The sequence below is a fragment of the Schumannella sp. GW821-FHT10F01 genome (assembly GCF_058809295.1).
In genome coordinates, this window is the sequence record NZ_JBXASM010000001.1 from 34,320 (window position 1) to 49,963 (window position 15,644).

Sequence of the window (15,644 nt, forward strand, 5' to 3'; positions counted from 1 at the left end):
CATGCACATCGGACTCATCGGCCTCGGCAAGATGGGCGGCAACATGCGCACCCGCCTGCGCGAGCACGGCGTCGAGGTCACCGGCTACGACCCGAATCCCGACGTCACCGACGTGCCGGACCTCCCGGCGCTCATCGCGGCCCTCCCGTCGCCCCGCGTCGTCTGGGTCATGGTGCCCTCCGGCAAGGTCACCGACTCGGTGCTCGAGCAGCTGCACGGCGTGCTCGCCGAGGGCGACGTCATCATCGACGGCGGCAACAGCCGGTTCACCGACGACGAGGTGCACGCGGCCGCCGCGGCCGAGCGCGGCATCCACTACCTCGGGGTCGGCGTCTCCGGCGGAATCTGGGGCGTGACCGAGGGCTACGGCCTCATGGTCGGCGGCGCGAAGGACGACGTCGAGCTGGCCATGCCGGTCTTCGACGCCCTGCGCCCCGACGGCCCCCGCGAGGAGGGCTTCGTCCACGCGGGCACGAAGCCCGGCGCCGGCCACTACGCGAAGATGGTGCACAACGGCATCGAGTACGCGCTGATGCAGGCCTACGCCGAGGGCTATGAGCTCATGGAGGCCCGCGAGGACATGATCGAGGACGTCGCCGGCGTGTTCACCGCCTGGCAGCGCGGCACGGTGGTGCGGAGCTGGCTGCTCGAGCTGCTCGTCAAGGCGCTGCACGAGGATCCCGAGTTCGCGGACATCGAGGGCTACGTCGAGGACTCCGGCGAGGGCCGCTGGACCGTGCAGGAGGGCCTCGACAACGCGGTGCCGCTGCCGACGATCAGCGCCTCGATCTTCGCGCGCTTCGTGTCGCGCCAGGAGGACTCGCCCTCGATGAAGGCGGTCGCGGCGCTGCGCAAGCAGTTCGGCGGCCACGCCGTGCGGCCTGCGTGATCGTCTCCCGTCTCCAGCTGACGGACTTCCGCAACTACCGGAGCGCGGAGGTCGAGCTCCGGCCGGGCGCGAACCTGGTGGTCGGCAGCAACGGCCAGGGCAAGACGAACCTGGTCGAGGCGATCGGCTACCTCGCGACCCTCGGCTCGCATCGGGTGTCGTCGGATGCCGCGCTCATCCGCGCCGGGGCGGACGCCGCCGTCGTCCGCGCCCTGCTCGTGAACCGGGACCGCGAGCTGCGGGTCGAGCTGCAGCTCAACCGCACCGGCGCGAACCGCGCCCAGGTCGGCAGCAGCCCGGTGAAGCCGCGCGAGCTGCCGCGCTCGATCTCGAGCGTGCTGTTCGCGCCGGAGGACCTCGCGCTCGTGCGCGGCGAGCCCTCGGGCCGCCGTCGCCTCCTCGACCAGCTGCTCGTGCAGCGCACCCCGCGGCTCGCCGGCGTGCAGGGCGACTACGACCGGGTGCTCCGGCAGCGCAACACGCTGCTGAAGACCTCGCGTGCGGCGCAGCGCACCGGCGACCTGTCGACGCTCCACGTCTGGGACGACCGGCTCGTCGCCCTCGGCTCGGAGCTCATCGCGGCGCGGTCCGCGCTCGTCGCCGACCTGCGCCCGGGCGTCGCGGAGGCCTACGCGGCGATCGCGGGGGAGGACCACGCGGCGGACCTCGCACTGCGGCTCAGCGTGCGCGGCGACCAGCCGGACGACGAGGACGAGGCGGAGGTGCCAGCCGAGCACGCCGTCGTCGACGCGGCCACGGCGGCGGCCGCGTTCCGCGAATCCCTGGTGCGGGTGCGCCGGTCTGAGCTCGACCGCGGGCTCACGCTCGTCGGCCCGCACCGCGACGACCTGCTGCTCGAGCTCAACGGGCTGCCGGCGCGGGGCTATGCGAGCCACGGCGAGTCGTGGTCGTTCGCGCTCTCGCTCAAGCTGGCGGCGGCCGGCGTGCTGCGCCGCGAGTCGCTGACCGGCGACCCGGTGATCGTGCTCGACGACGTCTTCGCCGAGCTCGACGAGGCCCGCCGCGCGCGGCTGGCCGCCGCGATCGGCGACTACGAGCAGGTGCTCATCACGGCGGCGGTCTTCGACGACGTGCCGTCGGAGCTGGCGCAGAATGTCATCAGGATCCGAGGCGGGGAGGTGGTGGCGGAGTGAACGAGTCGCTGTCACGACCCCCTGAGCCCGTCGACGGGTCTTCGCCAGGATCGGCCACCCGAGCCGAGGAGCTGCCCGAGCACGTCGCCGTCTTCGAGCGGCTGCGTGGCGTGTTCGGCACACCGGGCGCCGGCCGTCCCGGCCGCGACGCGCGCCGTCGGGCGCGGGCGGCGGAGGACGAGACGACCGTGCCGTTCGGCACCGGCCGCGACCCGCGCGGACTCGACGCGGTGCTCTCCCGGCTCACCGGCGAGATGGGCTGGACGTCGCCGCTGGCGAAGACGGAGCTCATCGTCGGCTGGCCCGAGCTGGTGGGCGAGGAGACCGCGATGCACACCGAGCCGGTCGGCATCGAGGAGGGCGTGCTCGTCGTCCGGTGCGACTCCACGGCGTGGGCGCACCAGATGAACCGGATGAAGTCGGCGGTCGCCGGACGCATCACGGAGCGGCATCCCTCGGCGGGCATCGAGGCGGTGCGCTTTCTGGCACCCAACGCCCCCTCGTGGAAACACGGTCCCAGGACGGTTCCAGGGCGCGGTCCGCGCGACACCTACGGCTGAGAAGGCAAAATCATCCGTCGGACGGATTCCGACGCCGCAGATCGCCGATTCTCCCGGATTCGGACACCCCGCTGGGGTAGAATGAGTCAGTTGTCCGGGCTCGCGCTCGCGGCGACGCGATCCCCCGAGGAGCATGACGACTTCATGACCGACGCGACGAACTCCGGCACCGGAACCACCCCCGACGACGACAGCTACGGAGCCAGCGCGATCCAGGTCCTGGAGGGCCTCGACGCGGTGCGCAAGCGCCCCGGCATGTACATCGGCTCGACCGGTCCGCGCGGTCTGCACCACCTCGTCACCGAGATCGTCGACAACGCCGTCGACGAGGCGCTCGCCGGCGCGTGCGACACGATCAACGTCACGATCCTCCCGGACGGCGGCGTGCGCGTCGTCGACAACGGCCGCGGCATCCCGGTCGACGTCCACCCGGTCGAGAAGAAGTCGACGGTCGAGGTCGTGCTCACGATCCTCCACGCCGGCGGCAAGTTCGGCGGCGGCGGCTACGCGGTCTCGGGCGGTCTGCACGGCGTCGGCAGCTCGGTCGTCAACGCGCTGTCGACCCGGCTCGATGTCGAGGTGCACCGGCAGGGCTTCGCCTGGACGCAGTCCTACGACATCGGGGTGCCGCGCGAGCCGCTCGCGAAGGGCGAGCCGGTCTCCGACACGGGCACGACCATCACCTTCTGGCCGAGCGCCGAGATCTTCGAGACCGTCGAGTTCGACTACGAGACGCTGCGCACCCGGTTCCAGCAGTACGCGTTCCTCAACAAGGGCCTGCGCATCACGCTCTCCGACGAGCGCGAGGTCGACGACGAGGGGCTGCACCGCAACGACGACTTCCTCTACGAGAGCGGCCTCCGCGACTACGTGGAGTTCCTCAACGCGGCGAAGAAGGCCGACGTCATCCACCCGGAGATCATCGACTTCGAGGCGGAGGACACCGAGCGCAAGATCGCGCTCGAGGTCGCGATGCAGTGGACGACGGCGTACTCCGAGAGCGTCCACACCTACGCGAACACGATCAACACCCACGAGGGCGGCACGCACGAGGAGGGGTTCCGCGCGGCGCTGACGACACTCGTGAACCGCTACGCGCGCGAGAAGGGGCTGCTCAAGGAGCGCGACGAGAACCTCTCCGGCGACGACATCCGCGAGGGCCTCACCGCCGTGATCTCCGTCAAGCTCGGCGAGCCGCAGTTCGAGGGCCAGACGAAGACGAAGCTCGGCAACACCGAGGCGAAGTCGTTCGTGCAGCGCGTCGTCGGCGACCAGCTCGCCGACTGGTTCGACCGCAACCCGGCGCAGGCGCGCGACGTGATCCGCAAGTCGATCCAGGCCGCCTCGGCGCGGCTCGCCGCGCGCAAGGCGCGCGAGCAGACCCGCCGCAAGGGCCTGCTCGAGGGCGGCGGCATGCCCGGCAAGCTCGCCGACTGCTCGAGCAAGGACCCGGCGCGCAGCGAGATCTTCCTCGTCGAGGGCGACTCGGCCGGCGGCTCCGCGAAGACGGGCCGCGACCCGGGCACGCAGGCGATCCTGCCGCTGCGCGGCAAGATCCTCAACGTCGAGAAGGCGCGCCTCGACCGCGCGCTCTCGAACGCCGAGATCCAGGCGATGATCACGGCCTTCGGCACGGGCATCGGCGAGGACTTCGACGGCGAGAAGGCCCGGTACCACAAGATCGTGCTGATGGCGGATGCCGACGTCGACGGCCAGCACATCACCACGCTGCTGCTCACGCTGCTGTTCCGCTACATGCGCCCGCTCATCGAGATCGGCTACGTCTACCTCGCGCAGCCGCCGCTGTACCGCCTGAAGTGGACCAACTCCGAGCACGAGTACGTGTACTCGGACCGCGAGCGCGACGCCCTGCTCAAGGAGGGCCTCGCCTCCGGCAAGCGCCTCCAGAAGGAGAACGGCGTCCAGCGCTACAAGGGCCTCGGCGAGATGGACCACCAGGAGCTGTGGGACACGACCATGAACCCGGAGACCCGCACCCTGCGCCAGGTCACCCTCGATGACGCGGCCGTCGCCGACGGCATCTTCGCCACGCTGATGGGCGACGACGTCGACGCGCGCCGCAGCTTCATCCAGCAGAACGCCAAGGACGTCCGCTTCCTCGACATCTGATCGACGACGGATCCCACGGCACCCAGGACGAGAACCGAGAGAACATGACGGACGAGACCACGATCGAGCCCGCCGGCGACCGGATCGAGCAGGTCGACCTGCAGCTCGAGATGCAGCGGTCGTACCTCGACTACGCGATGAGCGTCATCATCGGCCGAGCGCTGCCGCGCGTCGAGGACGGCCTGAAGCCGGTGCACCGGCGCGTGATCTACACGATGTACGACGGCGGCTACCGGCCCGACCGCGCGTTCTCGAAGTGCACCCGCGTCATCGGCGACGTCATGGGGCAGTTCCACCCGCACGGCGACAGCTCGGTGTACGACGCGCTCGTGCGCCTCGTGCAGCCGTGGTCGCTGCGCTACCCGCTCGCGCTCGGTCAGGGCAACTTCGGCTCGCCGGGCAACGACGGCGCCGCCGCCCACCGGTACACGGAGACGAAGATGTCGCCGCTCGCCATGGAGATGGTGCGCGACATCGACCAGGACACGGTCGACTTCCAGGACAACTACGACGGCCGCACCCGGGAGCCGGTCGTGCTGCCGGCGCGGTTCCCGAACCTGCTCGTCAACGGCTCGGTCGGCATCGCGGTCGGCATGGCGACGAACATCCCGCCGCACAACCTCCGCGAGGTGTCCGAGGCCGCGCTCTGGGCGCTCGAGCACCCGGACGCCACCAAGGAGGAGCTCGTCGAGGCGCTCATCCAGCGCATCAAGGGACCCGACTTCCCGACCGGCGCGCAGATCCTCGGCATCAAGGGCATCCAGGACGCGTACCGCACGGGCCGCGGCTCGATCACGATGCGCGCCGTCATCGAGGTCGAGGAGGTGCGCGGGCGCCAGGCGCTCGTCGTCACCGAGCTGCCGTACCAGGTGAACCCCGACAACCTCGCGATCAAGATCGCCGAGCTCGTCAAGGAGGGCAAGCTCAGCGGCATCGCCGACATCGAGGACCAGTCCTCCGGCCGCACCGGCCAGCGGCTCGTCATCATCCTCAAGCGCGACGCCGTCGCCCGGGTCGTGCTGAACAACCTGTACAAGCACACGCAGCTGCAGGACAACTTCGGCGCGAACATGCTCGCGATCGTCGACGGCGTGCCGCGCACGCTGTCGATCGACCAGTTCATCACGCACTGGATCGACCACCAGATCGACGTGATCGTGCGGCGCACGAACTTCCGCCTGGCCGAGGCGGAGGCGCGCGCCCACATCCTGCGCGGCTACCTCAAGGCGCTCGACGCGCTCGACGAGGTCATCGCGCTGATCCGGCGCTCGCCGACCGTCGACGAGGCGCGCTCCGGCCTCATGGCGCTGCTCGAGGTCGACGAGCTGCAGGCGGATGCCATCCTCGCGATGCAGCTGCGCCGGCTCGCCGCGCTCGAGCGCCAGAAGATCATCGACGAGGCCACCGAGATCGAGGCGAAGATCGCCGACTTCAAGGACATCCTCGCCACGCCGACCCGCCAGCGCACGATCATCAGCGAGGAGCTGACCGACATCGTGAGCCGGTTCGGCGACGACCGCCGCACCGAGATCCTGCTCGGCTTCGACGGCGACGTCAGCGTCGAGGACCTGATCCCCGAGGAGGAGATGGTCGTCACCGTCACCCGCGGCGGCTACATCAAGCGCACCCGCAGCGACAACTACCGGTCGCAGCACCGCGGCGGCCGCGGCGTGCGCGGCGCCCAGCTGCGCGCGGACGACGTGGTCGAGCACTTCTTCGTGACCACCACCCACCACTGGCTGCTGTTCTTCACGAACAAGGGCCGGGTCTACCGCGCCAAGGCCTACGAGGTGTCGGAGGGCGGCCGCGACGCGAAGGGCCAGCACGTCGCGAACCTGCTCGCGCTGCAGCCGGACGAGCAGATCGCGCAGATCCTCGACATCCGCGACTACGGCGTCGCCCGCTACCTCGCGCTCGCGACCCGCAACGGCCTGGTGAAGAAGACCGCGCTGACCGAGTACGACACGAACCGCACCGGCGGCATCATCGCGATCAACCTCCGCGACGCCGACGAGCTGGTCTCGGCGATGCTCGTGGAGGAGGACAGCGACGTGCTGCTCGTCTCGCGGCACGGCCAGTCCATCCGCTTCACGGCGACGGATGCCGCGCTGCGGCCGATGGGCCGCGCCACCTCCGGCGTGAAGGGCATGGACTTCCGCTCGGCGGACACGCTGCTCTCCGCGTCGGTCGTCGACCACGACGGCTACGTGTTCGTGGTGACCGAGGGCGGCTACGCGAAGCGCACCAGCGTCGAGGAGTACCGGCGCCAGAACCGCGGCGGACTCGGCATCAAGGTGGCCAAGCTGAACGACGAGCGGGGGGTGCTCGCGGGCGCCCTCATCGTCGGCGAGGACGACGAGGTGCTCACGGTTCTGGCTTCCGGCAAGGTGGTAAGGTCTGCCGTGGCCGAGGTGCCGGCGAAGGGCCGCGACACCATGGGTGTCGTGTTCGCCCGATTCGCCGAGGATGACCGCATCATCGCCGTGGCCCGCAACTCCGAACGGAACCTGGTGTCCCAGGAGCCGGACGAGCCGGTGGAGGTAGAGCCGGCCGACGACGCGAAGGGATCCGACTGATGTCGAGCGTGGCCGAGAAGCTCCAGCGCAAGTCGCAGAGGAGCGTGTCGAGCAAGCAGGTGCGCCTGAAGCTCGTCTACATCGACTTCTGGTCCGTGGTGAAGCTGACCTTCCTCATCCAGATCTGCCTCGGCATCGTGCTCATCGTGGCGACGTTCCTGATCTGGGTGGTGCTGAACTCGACCGGCGTGTTCGACAAGGTCAACTCGCTGCTGTCGGATGTGCTGACGACGCCCGGGTTCGACATCGCCGACACCTTCGGGCTCGCCCAGGTGATGCTGTTCGCGTTCGTGATCGCCATCCTCAACACGGTGTGCGGCACGGCCCTCGGCGCGATCGGCGCGCTGCTCTACAACCTCAGCGTGCGGCTCACCGGCGGCCTGCTCGTCGGCTTCACCAACAACTAGCCGATTCGTCGCCCGCCCGGGCGGTGATGTACAGTTCTATCCGGCCGTCCGGCGCTTCGCGCCCGGGATCCCGGCCTTCGGGGCTATAGCTCAGGCGGTTAGAGCGCTTCGCTGATAACGAAGAGGTCCGAGGTTCAAGTCCTCGTAGCCCCACCCCATGCAGACACGTCCGGCCGCGTACGCGGTGATCGTCGACGCGGACCGCATCCTCCTCTCGGTCGGCACGGACGGCTCCGGATGGCAGCTGCCCGGCGGCGGCATGGAGGACGGCGAGTCGCCGGAGCAGACGGTGGTCCGCGAGGTGCGCGAGGAGACCGGCTACGACGTCGAGCTCGACGCCCTGCTCGGGGTCGACGCGATCTACGTCGCCGCCGAGGACCGGATCAGCGGCACGGGTCCGATGCGCGGGCTGCGCATCGTCTACCGCGCGCACGTGATCGGCGGGGAGCTCGCGGCCGAGATCCACGGCACGACGGACGGCGCCGACTGGGTGCCGCTCGAGCGGGTCGCGGACGAGCGCCGGGTCGGCCTCATCGACATCGGGATCCGCATGCACCGGGAGCGGGCCGCCGCCGTACAGTGAGCGCGTGATGACGGATGAACAGGTCGCCCGCGCGTTCTCGGAGCACCGCTTCCGCGACGCGTATCCGCGGATCGCGGACGACGTGCGGTGGAACGTGGTCGGTGCGGCGGTGCTGCCCGGCAAGCAGGTGCTCATGCGCAGCTGCGACTCGCTGCTCGACGACCTCGACGGCGTCGAGGTGGAGTTCTCGTCGTTCCGCGTGATCGCGGGCGGCGACGGCACGATCGTCGTCGACAGCGTCGCGACCTACCGCGGCGACGACACCACGTCCGTGGCGTCGTGCGACATCTACGAGTTCGACGCCGGCACGGTCACCGCGATCACGAGCTACACCGTCGAGATCGCGACGCCCGGCCGGCGCTGACGGCGGGGCGGTTCCGGCCGCGGCATCCGCTCGTGCGCCGCGCTCCGCCGCCTCGGCTACGATCGACTGGTCGCGGGGCCTTAGCTCAATTGGTAGAGCGCCTGCTTTGCAAGCAGGAGGTCAGGGGTTCGATTCCCCTAGGCTCCACCGAAGTGTGGGCGGGCGACTGGGGCGGCGACCACCACGATGGCGTACCGGTGTACGTGCTGACCCGCACGCCGCCGGAGCCGCCCGACCGCGGCGTCATCCACTCCACGTCCGACCTGCCGGGCGCGATCGCGGCGGCGAAGTCCGCGGCCGGCGACCGCGCCGTGGAGGGGGAGGGCGTGCTCCACCTCCGCTACCGCGTCGAGCGCTGAGCCGGCGGCCGGGTGCGCACGCCGACCGCCGCCGCGATCCGGTCGGCGACGTCGTCCGGTGTGATGCCGACGGTGTCGACGACCTCGGCTTCCGTGCCGAGCCACGAGTCGAACGCCGCGAGGTAGGGCTCGACCCGGCTGAGGCGGAAGTCCGACGGGCCCATGTGGCGGTCGTCGCGGATGCGACGCAGCAGGGTCTCGCGGTCGGCGTGCAGCACGAGGTGCCGGACCGGGATGCCGGCGGCGCGGAGTCCGTCCGAGATCTCGCGCCAGTAGGCCTCGACCAGCACCGTCATCGGCATGATCAGGGTGCCGCCCGTGAACTCGAGCACCCTGCGCGCGGTCTCGACGACGAGCGGACGCCACGGGTCCCAGTGCTGGAAGTCGTCGGTCGCCGGCAGTCCGGGACGGATGTCCATGAGGGTCTCGCCGACCTTCTCGGCGTCGAGCACCCGGGATCTGGTGATGCGCTGCTGCAGCAGCGTGCTCGTCGTGGTCTTGCCGACGCCGTGGGTGCCGTTGAGCCAGACGATCATCCGACGAGGCTAGCCGGGCCGCGTGCCGACGGTTCCGCTCGAGCTAGGCCTCGGCGCCGCAGTACCCGCGCAGGTCGGATCCGTAGACCGAGATCGCGCCCTCGAACTCGGTGGCGGACCGCGACTCGAGCAGCCGCAGTCGCGGGAGGTCCGCGCCGCTGAGGAGGTCCGCGATCCGCTTGCGGAGCTCCTCCGGAGCCGCGGCGCTGCTGCTGTCCCCGCGGCTCGACCCGTGTTCCACCTGGTCGACGAGCTCCGCGGTCGCGGTCTGCATGCACGCGTTTCGCTCGCGCTGGCGGTCGGACAGCCGAGGCGTCGGGTACGGCGAGGCGGTCAGCGCGCTGCCGGGATAGTCGGCGCGCAGCCCCTCGAGCACCTTCGTCGGCCCCACGACGAGGAGGTCGCCGGCGATGAGCGCGCGGATGTCGGGCCCGACCGGCGCCTCCCAGGCGCTCCAGGCGAAGTCGACCGCCGCGGTGCTCTCGTACTGCCGCACCGACACCGTGCGGCCGTCGTCGACGACGCAGTCGTAGCCGCGCATCGGGGCGTACTGGTACAGGTCCGACTCGAACTCGACCGTGTCGCGGCAGTCGAGCCGCTCGCGGAGCCGGTCGTCGCCGGTCAGCGTCCAGCCACGCACGACGGTCGCGCCGCACACGACGAGCACGGCGCCGACGACCACGCCGGCGCCGATCAGGAGCGGACGACGTCGTCGCGTGCCGGAGGCCACACCCCAGTGTGCAGTGCACGACGGCCGCGCGCGAGCTGGACGACCGGTCCACGGCCCCCTCGCGGGCCGGCTCAGTCGAGGTCGATGCGGGTCGATCCGCCGTCGTGGGCCACGAGCACGATGACGGTCCAGTCGGAGGTCGCGGCGGCGAGGTCGTCAGGGATCGGCACCGCGATCGTGCGCGGGCCGTAGTCCGCCGTGCAGGCGCCGTCCTGCTCGGCGAGCTGGATGCGCAGCTCCGCCCCGGCGCTGCGGAGCGAGGTCGCGATCGGCGGGCAGGAGCTCGATCCGGAGGTGGTCACCAGCACGCGGTCGCCGTCGATCGCGGCGCGCGCGGACCCGTCGGTCGCGGAGCCCGGAACCGGGTCGTCCACCGGCGTGCTGGTGACCGGGTACGTGACGGGCTCCGGTCCGTCGACGGGGATGTCGGGCGCGCATCCGGTCAGGCCGACGACGGCGACCAGGATGATCGCCGCAGCCGCCGCGGCCGGTCCCGGCAGATGTCGGTGTCGTGTCACGGGTCCTCCTCGTCCGATGCCCTCACCCGTTGAGACGACGGGGACTGCGGGGAGCGTTGGGGTCAGCCCGCGGTGACGGCGCGCAGCTCGGCGAGGGTGGCGAGACTCAGCTCGGCCATGCCGCGCGTCTCGCCATCGGCCAGCCAGCGCTCGAACGCGAGCTTGAACGCGGCGACCCCCGCCTCCGCGGCGAGGGCGGCCGGCAGCGGCTCGACGCCGCGGGCCTCGAGCTCGCGGCGCATCGCCTCCGCGGTGACGGTCATCTTGAAGACCTCGCGCTCGCGCAGCCCGGGGTTCTGGGCGATGATCGCGTCGCGCATCCGGGAGTGCTCCCGATCGTCGAAGAACTCGGCGACCGCGGTCAGCGCGGCGGACACGACGGCGATCGGCGACAGGCCGGCCGGTGCGCTGCGCACCCCCTCCGTGAAGGCGGCGAGGAAGCGCTCCTGACCGGAGAACACGACCTCGCGCTTGTCGGCGAAGTAGCGGAAGAACGTCCGCTCCGTCACTCCGGCCCGCTCGGCGATCTCGGCGACGGTGGTGCGCTCGAAGCCCTGCTCCGCGTAGAGGCCCATCGCGGCCGCGGCGAGACGATCCGCGGCACCCGGCAGCCAGCGACCCATGCGCCGAGTCTAGGTGACGTCACGCGCTGACATCGGATGCGCGCGGTCGCAGGTCGTCGAGGACGGCGGCGACGACCGCCGCGGTCGACCAGGTCGCGTCGATCCGGCGCTCGGCCACCGTCGGCAGCGGCTGCCAGCCGTCGTACCAGTCGCGGAGGTCGGATTCGGGCACGATCGCGCCGAGCGGCCGGTCGCGGTGACGCCGCAGCGTCTCGTCGAGGCCTACGTCGAACTGCACGACGCGGGTGATGCCGCGGTGGTCCCGGGCGAGTGCCTCGAAGCGCTCGCCGTAGTCGCGCAGGTTGAAGATGCCGTCGAGGATCACGTCGTAGCCCGCGTCGAGGGACTGCCGGGCGATGGAGTCGATCAGCGCGGCGGCATGCGCGGCGCGCTCCTCCTTCCGGCCGCCCTGGAGGAGGTCCCGGCGGATGACGTCCTGATGCACGAGCGCGGTGCGCTCGCCGAGGTGCGGTCGCAGCGCCAGCGACGTGGTCGTCTTCCCCGACGCCGAGTCGCCGCGCAGGATCACGAGCCGGGTGGAGGCGGAGCCGACGGCGGTCACGCGCTCCAGGCTACGGAGGCGGGCCGGCGCTGTTACGCGGGGGTGCGGATGCCGGCGAACAGCAGGTCGAGCATCCTGGCGAGCTGCTCGCCCGGCTCGCGGTCGTCTCGTCCGAGCGACCACAGCACGCCGATCAGCGCGGCGGCGACGTCGTCCGCCCGCACCCCGGCGCGCAGCGACCCGTCCGCCTCACCGGCGGCGAGCAGCGAGCCGATGGCGCCGTGGATCCGCGACACCGTCGAGGCGGCGTCGATGGCGCCGGATTCCCTCATCGCTCGCAGCGACTCCGCCATGCCGCGCTTCGTGCCGACGAAGGCGGCGTAGGCGTCCATCCAGGCGCGGAGCGCGTCGGCCGGGGGCATCCGCTCGAGGAGGTCGTCGGCCGCGGCGCAGACCTCGTCGAGGCCGCTGCGGTACACGGCGAGCATGAGGTCCTCGCGGGTCGGGAAGTGTCGATAGAGCGTGCCGATGCCGACCCCGGCCTCCCGGGCGATGCGGTCGAGCGAGACCTCCCCGTCACGGGTCAGCGCCTCGCCCGCGATGCGGACGATCTCGACGCGGTTCCGCTGCGCATCGGCACGGACCAAAGCGGAGCCTCCTCCGTTTATGTTACGGTCGGGTCATGCGGAGGATCCTCCGCTTCGTCGACTCTAGTGAAGGAGCACGCCATGACGGGAACGACCTCGCGACCCGGCGGCACGGCACGACTCGGCGCGTCCACCGTCGGGCGAATCGGCTACGGCGCCATGCAGCTCGAGCGGAGCGCGGAGGACCCGGCGCGCCGGGATGACGCCATCGCGCTGCTCCGGCGCGCGGTCGAGCTCGGCGTCGACCACGTCGACACCGCCGCGTTCTACGGGCCCGGCACGGTCAATGCGCTGCTGCGCGACGCGCTCTCCCCGTTCGACGGCCTCACGGTCGTGAGCAAGGTGGGCGCCGTCCGGGTCGAGACCGGCGGCGTGCCGCTCGCGCTCGCGCAGCATCCGGATCAGCTGCGGGCGCAGGTGGACGACAACCTGCGCACCCTCGGGGTCGACCGGATCGACGTGGTCAACCTGCGTCGAGCCGACACCGGCCCGGGCCTCGTCGCCGCGGGCGATCAGATCGTCCCCATCGAGGACCAGCTCGCGGTGCTGATGGAGCTGCGGGATGCGGGGCTGATCGGCGCGATCGGCCTCAGCAACGTCGCGCCGGAGCAGATCCGCGCCGCGCTGCCGGTCGGCATCGTGTGCGTCCAGAACGCCGACAATCCGCTGCACCGCGACCCGGCGTTCGAGCTCTGCCGCTCGGAGGACATCGCCTGGGTGCCGTACTTCCCGCTCGGGTCGGCCTTCGATCGGATGCCGAGCGTCGCCGATCGGCCCGAGGTGCAGGAGGTCGCGACGCGGGTCGGGGCGACGCCGGCGCAGGTCGGGCTCGCGTGGCAGCTCACCCGGTGGGACGGCGTGCTGCTCATCCCCGGCACGAGCAGCGTCGGCCACCTCGAGGAGAACCTCGGCGCGGGCGATGTCGCGCTCGACGGGGCGGCCATGGCCGTGCTCGACGGGCTGGGTGCGACCGACGGAGCCTAGGCTCGGACGGTGACCTTCCCCGCGCCGCTCGACCTGCCCGCCGCCGACTGGACGCCCTGGATCGACGCCCGCGTCGATGCCGACCTCGCCGCCGCCGAGTCCGCCCTCGCCGTGCTGCGGACCTCGCCGCCGAGGGCCGCGATCGAGGTGCTCGCCGCCTGGAACGACGCGGACGTCGCCCTCGACGACGCGGCCTCCATCACGTCCCTGCTCAGCGAGGTGCATCCTGACGCAGCCGTGCGCGAGCGCGCGGAGTCGCGGCTGCAGGACGTCGTGCGCGTCCGCACGGCCCGCGGGCAGGACGCGGCGCTGTTCGCGGCGGTGCGGGATGCGGACGCCGACGGCATCGCCGACGACCCCGAGTCGCTCCGGCTGCGGGACCGCATCCTGCTCGACTACCGGCGCAGCGGCATCGACCGCGAGCCGGATGTGCTCGCCCGGCTCGCCGAGATCGAGGAGCGCCTCGTGGTGCTCGACCAGGCGTTCTCGCGGGCGATCCGCGACGACGTGCGCTCCATCCGGGTGGCGCCGGCGTCGCTCGACGGGCTGCCGGCCGACTGGATCGAGGCGCACCCGGCCGGCGCGGACGGGCTCGTCGAGGTGACCACCGACTACCCGGACTACGTGCCGTTCCGCACCTACGCGCGCGACGGCGCGGCGCGGCTCGCCCTGGTGCGGCAGTACCTGGAGCGCGCCTGGCCCGACAACGACGGCGTGCTGCACGAGCTGCTCGAACTGCGCGATGAGAAGGCGCGCCTGCTCGGCTACCGGGGCTGGCCCGACTACGACGCCGAGGTGAAGATGATCGGCGACGGGGAGGCGATCGCCGCGTTCATCGACCGGCTCGCCGAGGTCTCCGAGCCGGCGGGCCGCCGCGACCTCGAGGTGCTGCTCGAGCGCGCGCGCCGCGACGACCCGGCCGTCGAGGGCCTCGACTCGTCGTCGAACGCGTACTACTCCGAGCTGGTGCGCCGCGAACGCTTCGGCATCGACGCGCAGGAGGTGCGCCGGTACTTCGACTTCGCCCGCGTCCGCGCCGGCCTGCTCGCGGTCACGGGCCGGCTGTTCGGCGTCGAGTACGCGCCGGTCGCCGACGCGGCGAGCTGGCACGACGACGTCGCCGCCTACGACGTGACGCTCGACGGCGAGCGGATCGGCCGCATCCACCTCGACCTGCACCCGCGCGAGGGCAAGTACAAGCACGCGGCGCAGTTCGACCTGGCGACTGGCGTCGAGGGCCGGCGGCTGCCGGAGGGCGTGCTGGTGTGCAACTTCCCCCGCGGGCTCATGGACCACGACCAGGTCGTGACGCTGTTCCACGAGTTCGGGCACCTGCTGCACCACGTGCTCGGCGGCGCCCAGCGCTACGCGCGCTTCAGCGGCGTGGCGACCGAGTGGGACTTCGTCGAGGCGCCGTCGCAGATGCTCGAGGAGTGGGCGTGGGACGCGGACGTGCTGCGCACCTTCGCCCTCGACGCCGACGGCGAGCCGATCCCGGTCGAGACGGTCGAGCGGATGCGCGAGGCCGAAGAGTTCGGCACCGGCCTCTCCGTGCGCACGCAGCTCTTCTACTCGGCGCTCTCGTACGTGCTGCACCGGGAGCTGCCGGGCGACCTCACCGCGAGGCTGCGCGAGCTGCAGGAGCGCTACGACCTGTTCCGGCACATCGACGGCACGCATATGCACGCGTCGTTCGGGCACCTCGGCGGCTACAGCTCGGCGTACTACACGTACCAGTGGAGCCTCGTCATCGCGAAGGACCTGTTCTCGGCGTTCGACCCGGCCGACCTGTTCGCCCCCGCCGCGGCACACCGCTACCGGGACCGCATCCTCGCCCAGGGCGGACGCCGTGACGCGGCGGACCTCGTCGCCGACTTCCTCGGGCGCCCGACCGACGAGCGCGCCTACCAGGAGTGGCTCACCGCCGAGTGAACGGACGAGCGCCCCGCCCCGGTGATCCGGGACGGGGCGCTCGCGCGTTCAGGTGGGGGAGGTCAGTAGCCGCCCCGGGCCAGGCCGACGATGGCCAGGACCGAGCCGACGAGACCGAGGGCGGCGATCACGCCGACCACTCCCCAGAGG

The 15,644-nt window shown here is 71.7% G+C and carries 17 protein-coding genes and 2 tRNA genes; 13 read left to right on the plus strand and 6 right to left on the minus strand.

The annotated features are described in order from the left end of the window. Position 1 precedes the first annotated feature (1 nt). From gnd to AC1RSJ_RS00230, 11 genes are all read left to right on the plus strand, one after another. Positions 2–889 carry a phosphogluconate dehydrogenase (NAD(+)-dependent, decarboxylating) gene (gnd, locus tag AC1RSJ_RS00180; RefSeq protein WP_493116270.1) on the plus strand — a complete coding sequence of 296 codons (888 nt, stop codon included), beginning with the start codon at positions 2–4 and terminating at the stop codon, positions 887–889. Continuing rightward, positions 886–2,043, plus strand: a complete 1,158-nt coding sequence (gene recF / locus AC1RSJ_RS00185) for a DNA replication/repair protein RecF (RefSeq protein WP_493116272.1) — start codon at positions 886–888, stop codon at positions 2,041–2,043. The genes gnd and recF overlap by 4 nt, the downstream gene beginning before the upstream one ends. Beyond that, positions 2,040–2,603: a DciA family protein gene (locus AC1RSJ_RS00190; protein WP_493116274.1), complete on the plus strand. Its 564-nt coding sequence runs from the start codon at positions 2,040–2,042 to the stop codon at positions 2,601–2,603. The genes recF and AC1RSJ_RS00190 overlap by 4 nt, the downstream gene beginning before the upstream one ends. Before the next feature lie 144 nt (positions 2,604–2,747). Further along, the gene (gyrB, locus tag AC1RSJ_RS00195) at positions 2,748–4,733 is read left to right on the plus strand and encodes a DNA topoisomerase (ATP-hydrolyzing) subunit B (protein ID WP_493116276.1); all 1,986 of its coding nucleotides are present in this window, start codon (positions 2,748–2,750) and stop codon (positions 4,731–4,733) included. Positions 4,734–4,777: 44 nt separating this feature from the next. Continuing rightward, positions 4,778–7,309: a DNA gyrase subunit A gene (gene gyrA / locus AC1RSJ_RS00200; protein WP_493116278.1), complete on the plus strand. Its 2,532-nt coding sequence runs from the start codon at positions 4,778–4,780 to the stop codon at positions 7,307–7,309. Then, positions 7,309–7,716, plus strand: coding sequence for a DUF3566 domain-containing protein (locus AC1RSJ_RS00205; protein ID WP_493116280.1), 408 nt, complete (start codon positions 7,309–7,311; stop codon positions 7,714–7,716). Before gyrA ends, AC1RSJ_RS00205 begins: the two co-directional genes overlap by 1 nt. A 79-nt stretch (positions 7,717–7,795) precedes the next feature. Beyond that, a tRNA-Ile gene (locus tag AC1RSJ_RS00210) sits at positions 7,796–7,869 on the plus strand. 4 nt (positions 7,870–7,873) lie between these two features. Further along, on the plus strand, positions 7,874–8,299 hold the full coding sequence (locus AC1RSJ_RS00215) for an NUDIX hydrolase (protein WP_493116282.1): 426 nt from the start codon (positions 7,874–7,876) through the stop codon (positions 8,297–8,299). A gap of 4 nt (positions 8,300–8,303) precedes the next feature. Next, positions 8,304–8,663: a hypothetical protein gene (locus AC1RSJ_RS00220; protein ID WP_493116284.1), complete on the plus strand. Its 360-nt coding sequence runs from the start codon at positions 8,304–8,306 to the stop codon at positions 8,661–8,663. Between the two features lie 74 nt (positions 8,664–8,737). Beyond that, positions 8,738–8,810, plus strand: a tRNA-Ala gene (locus AC1RSJ_RS00225). A gap of 5 nt (positions 8,811–8,815) precedes the next feature. Beyond that, positions 8,816–9,022: a hypothetical protein gene (locus tag AC1RSJ_RS00230; RefSeq protein ID WP_493116286.1), complete on the plus strand. Its 207-nt coding sequence runs from the start codon at positions 8,816–8,818 to the stop codon at positions 9,020–9,022. Here AC1RSJ_RS00230 and AC1RSJ_RS00235 read toward each other — a convergent pair. From AC1RSJ_RS00235 to AC1RSJ_RS00260, 6 genes are all read right to left on the minus strand, one after another. Then, positions 9,004–9,558, minus strand: coding sequence for a P-loop nucleotide/nucleoside kinase family protein (locus tag AC1RSJ_RS00235; protein ID WP_493116288.1), 555 nt, complete (start codon positions 9,556–9,558; stop codon positions 9,004–9,006). The genes AC1RSJ_RS00230 and AC1RSJ_RS00235 overlap by 19 nt on opposite strands. A 43-nt stretch (positions 9,559–9,601) precedes the next feature. Then, a complete protein-coding gene (locus AC1RSJ_RS00240) occupies positions 9,602–10,288 on the minus strand; it encodes a hypothetical protein (RefSeq protein ID WP_493116290.1) in 687 nt (228 codons plus the stop codon). Between the two features lie 71 nt (positions 10,289–10,359). Next, positions 10,360–10,806: a hypothetical protein gene (locus tag AC1RSJ_RS00245; protein WP_493116292.1), complete on the minus strand. Its 447-nt coding sequence runs from the start codon at positions 10,804–10,806 to the stop codon at positions 10,360–10,362. A 62-nt stretch (positions 10,807–10,868) separates the two neighbouring features. Next, on the minus strand, positions 10,869–11,429 hold the full coding sequence (locus tag AC1RSJ_RS00250) for a TetR family transcriptional regulator (RefSeq protein WP_493116294.1): 561 nt from the start codon (positions 11,427–11,429) through the stop codon (positions 10,869–10,871). Between the two features lie 19 nt (positions 11,430–11,448). Continuing rightward, entirely contained in the window at positions 11,449–11,991 is a 543-nt protein-coding gene (locus AC1RSJ_RS00255; RefSeq protein WP_493116296.1) for an AAA family ATPase, read from the minus strand. 32 nt (positions 11,992–12,023) lie between these two features. After that, positions 12,024–12,578 (minus strand): TetR/AcrR family transcriptional regulator, encoded by a 555-nt coding sequence (locus AC1RSJ_RS00260; RefSeq protein ID WP_493116298.1) that lies wholly within the window; start codon positions 12,576–12,578, stop codon positions 12,024–12,026. Between the two features lie 81 nt (positions 12,579–12,659). On the opposite strand from AC1RSJ_RS00260, the gene AC1RSJ_RS00265 reads away from it, so the two are divergent. Both AC1RSJ_RS00265 and AC1RSJ_RS00270 read left to right on the plus strand, forming a co-directional pair. Then, positions 12,660–13,562 (plus strand): aldo/keto reductase, encoded by a 903-nt coding sequence (locus tag AC1RSJ_RS00265; RefSeq protein ID WP_493116300.1) that lies wholly within the window; start codon positions 12,660–12,662, stop codon positions 13,560–13,562. Positions 13,563–13,571: 9 nt separating this feature from the next. Then, positions 13,572–15,494 (plus strand): M3 family metallopeptidase, encoded by a 1,923-nt coding sequence (locus AC1RSJ_RS00270; protein ID WP_493116302.1) that lies wholly within the window; start codon positions 13,572–13,574, stop codon positions 15,492–15,494. Positions 15,495–15,644 lie beyond the last annotated feature (150 nt).

What these genes read in the sequence shown, in the direction of transcription:
- gyrB (WP_493116276.1), top strand. Translation starts at nt 2,748, where the DNA reads ATGACCGACGCGACGAACTCCGGCACCGGAACCACCCCCGACGACGAC.
- gnd (WP_493116270.1), top strand. Translation starts at nt 2, where the DNA reads ATGCACATCGGACTCATCGGCCTCGGCAAGATGGGCGGCAACATGCGC.
- AC1RSJ_RS00215 (WP_493116282.1), top strand. Translation starts at nt 7,874, where the DNA reads ATGCAGACACGTCCGGCCGCGTACGCGGTGATCGTCGACGCGGACCGC.
- AC1RSJ_RS00265 (WP_493116300.1), top strand. Translation starts at nt 12,660, where the DNA reads ATGACGGGAACGACCTCGCGACCCGGCGGCACGGCACGACTCGGCGCG.
- AC1RSJ_RS00235 (WP_493116288.1), bottom strand. Translation starts at nt 9,558, where the DNA reads ATGATCGTCTGGCTCAACGGCACCCACGGCGTCGGCAAGACCACGACG.
- AC1RSJ_RS00205 (WP_493116280.1), top strand. Translation starts at nt 7,309, where the DNA reads ATGTCGAGCGTGGCCGAGAAGCTCCAGCGCAAGTCGCAGAGGAGCGTG.
- gyrA (WP_493116278.1), top strand. Translation starts at nt 4,778, where the DNA reads ATGACGGACGAGACCACGATCGAGCCCGCCGGCGACCGGATCGAGCAG.
- AC1RSJ_RS00250 (WP_493116294.1), bottom strand. Translation starts at nt 11,429, where the DNA reads ATGGGTCGCTGGCTGCCGGGTGCCGCGGATCGTCTCGCCGCGGCCGCG.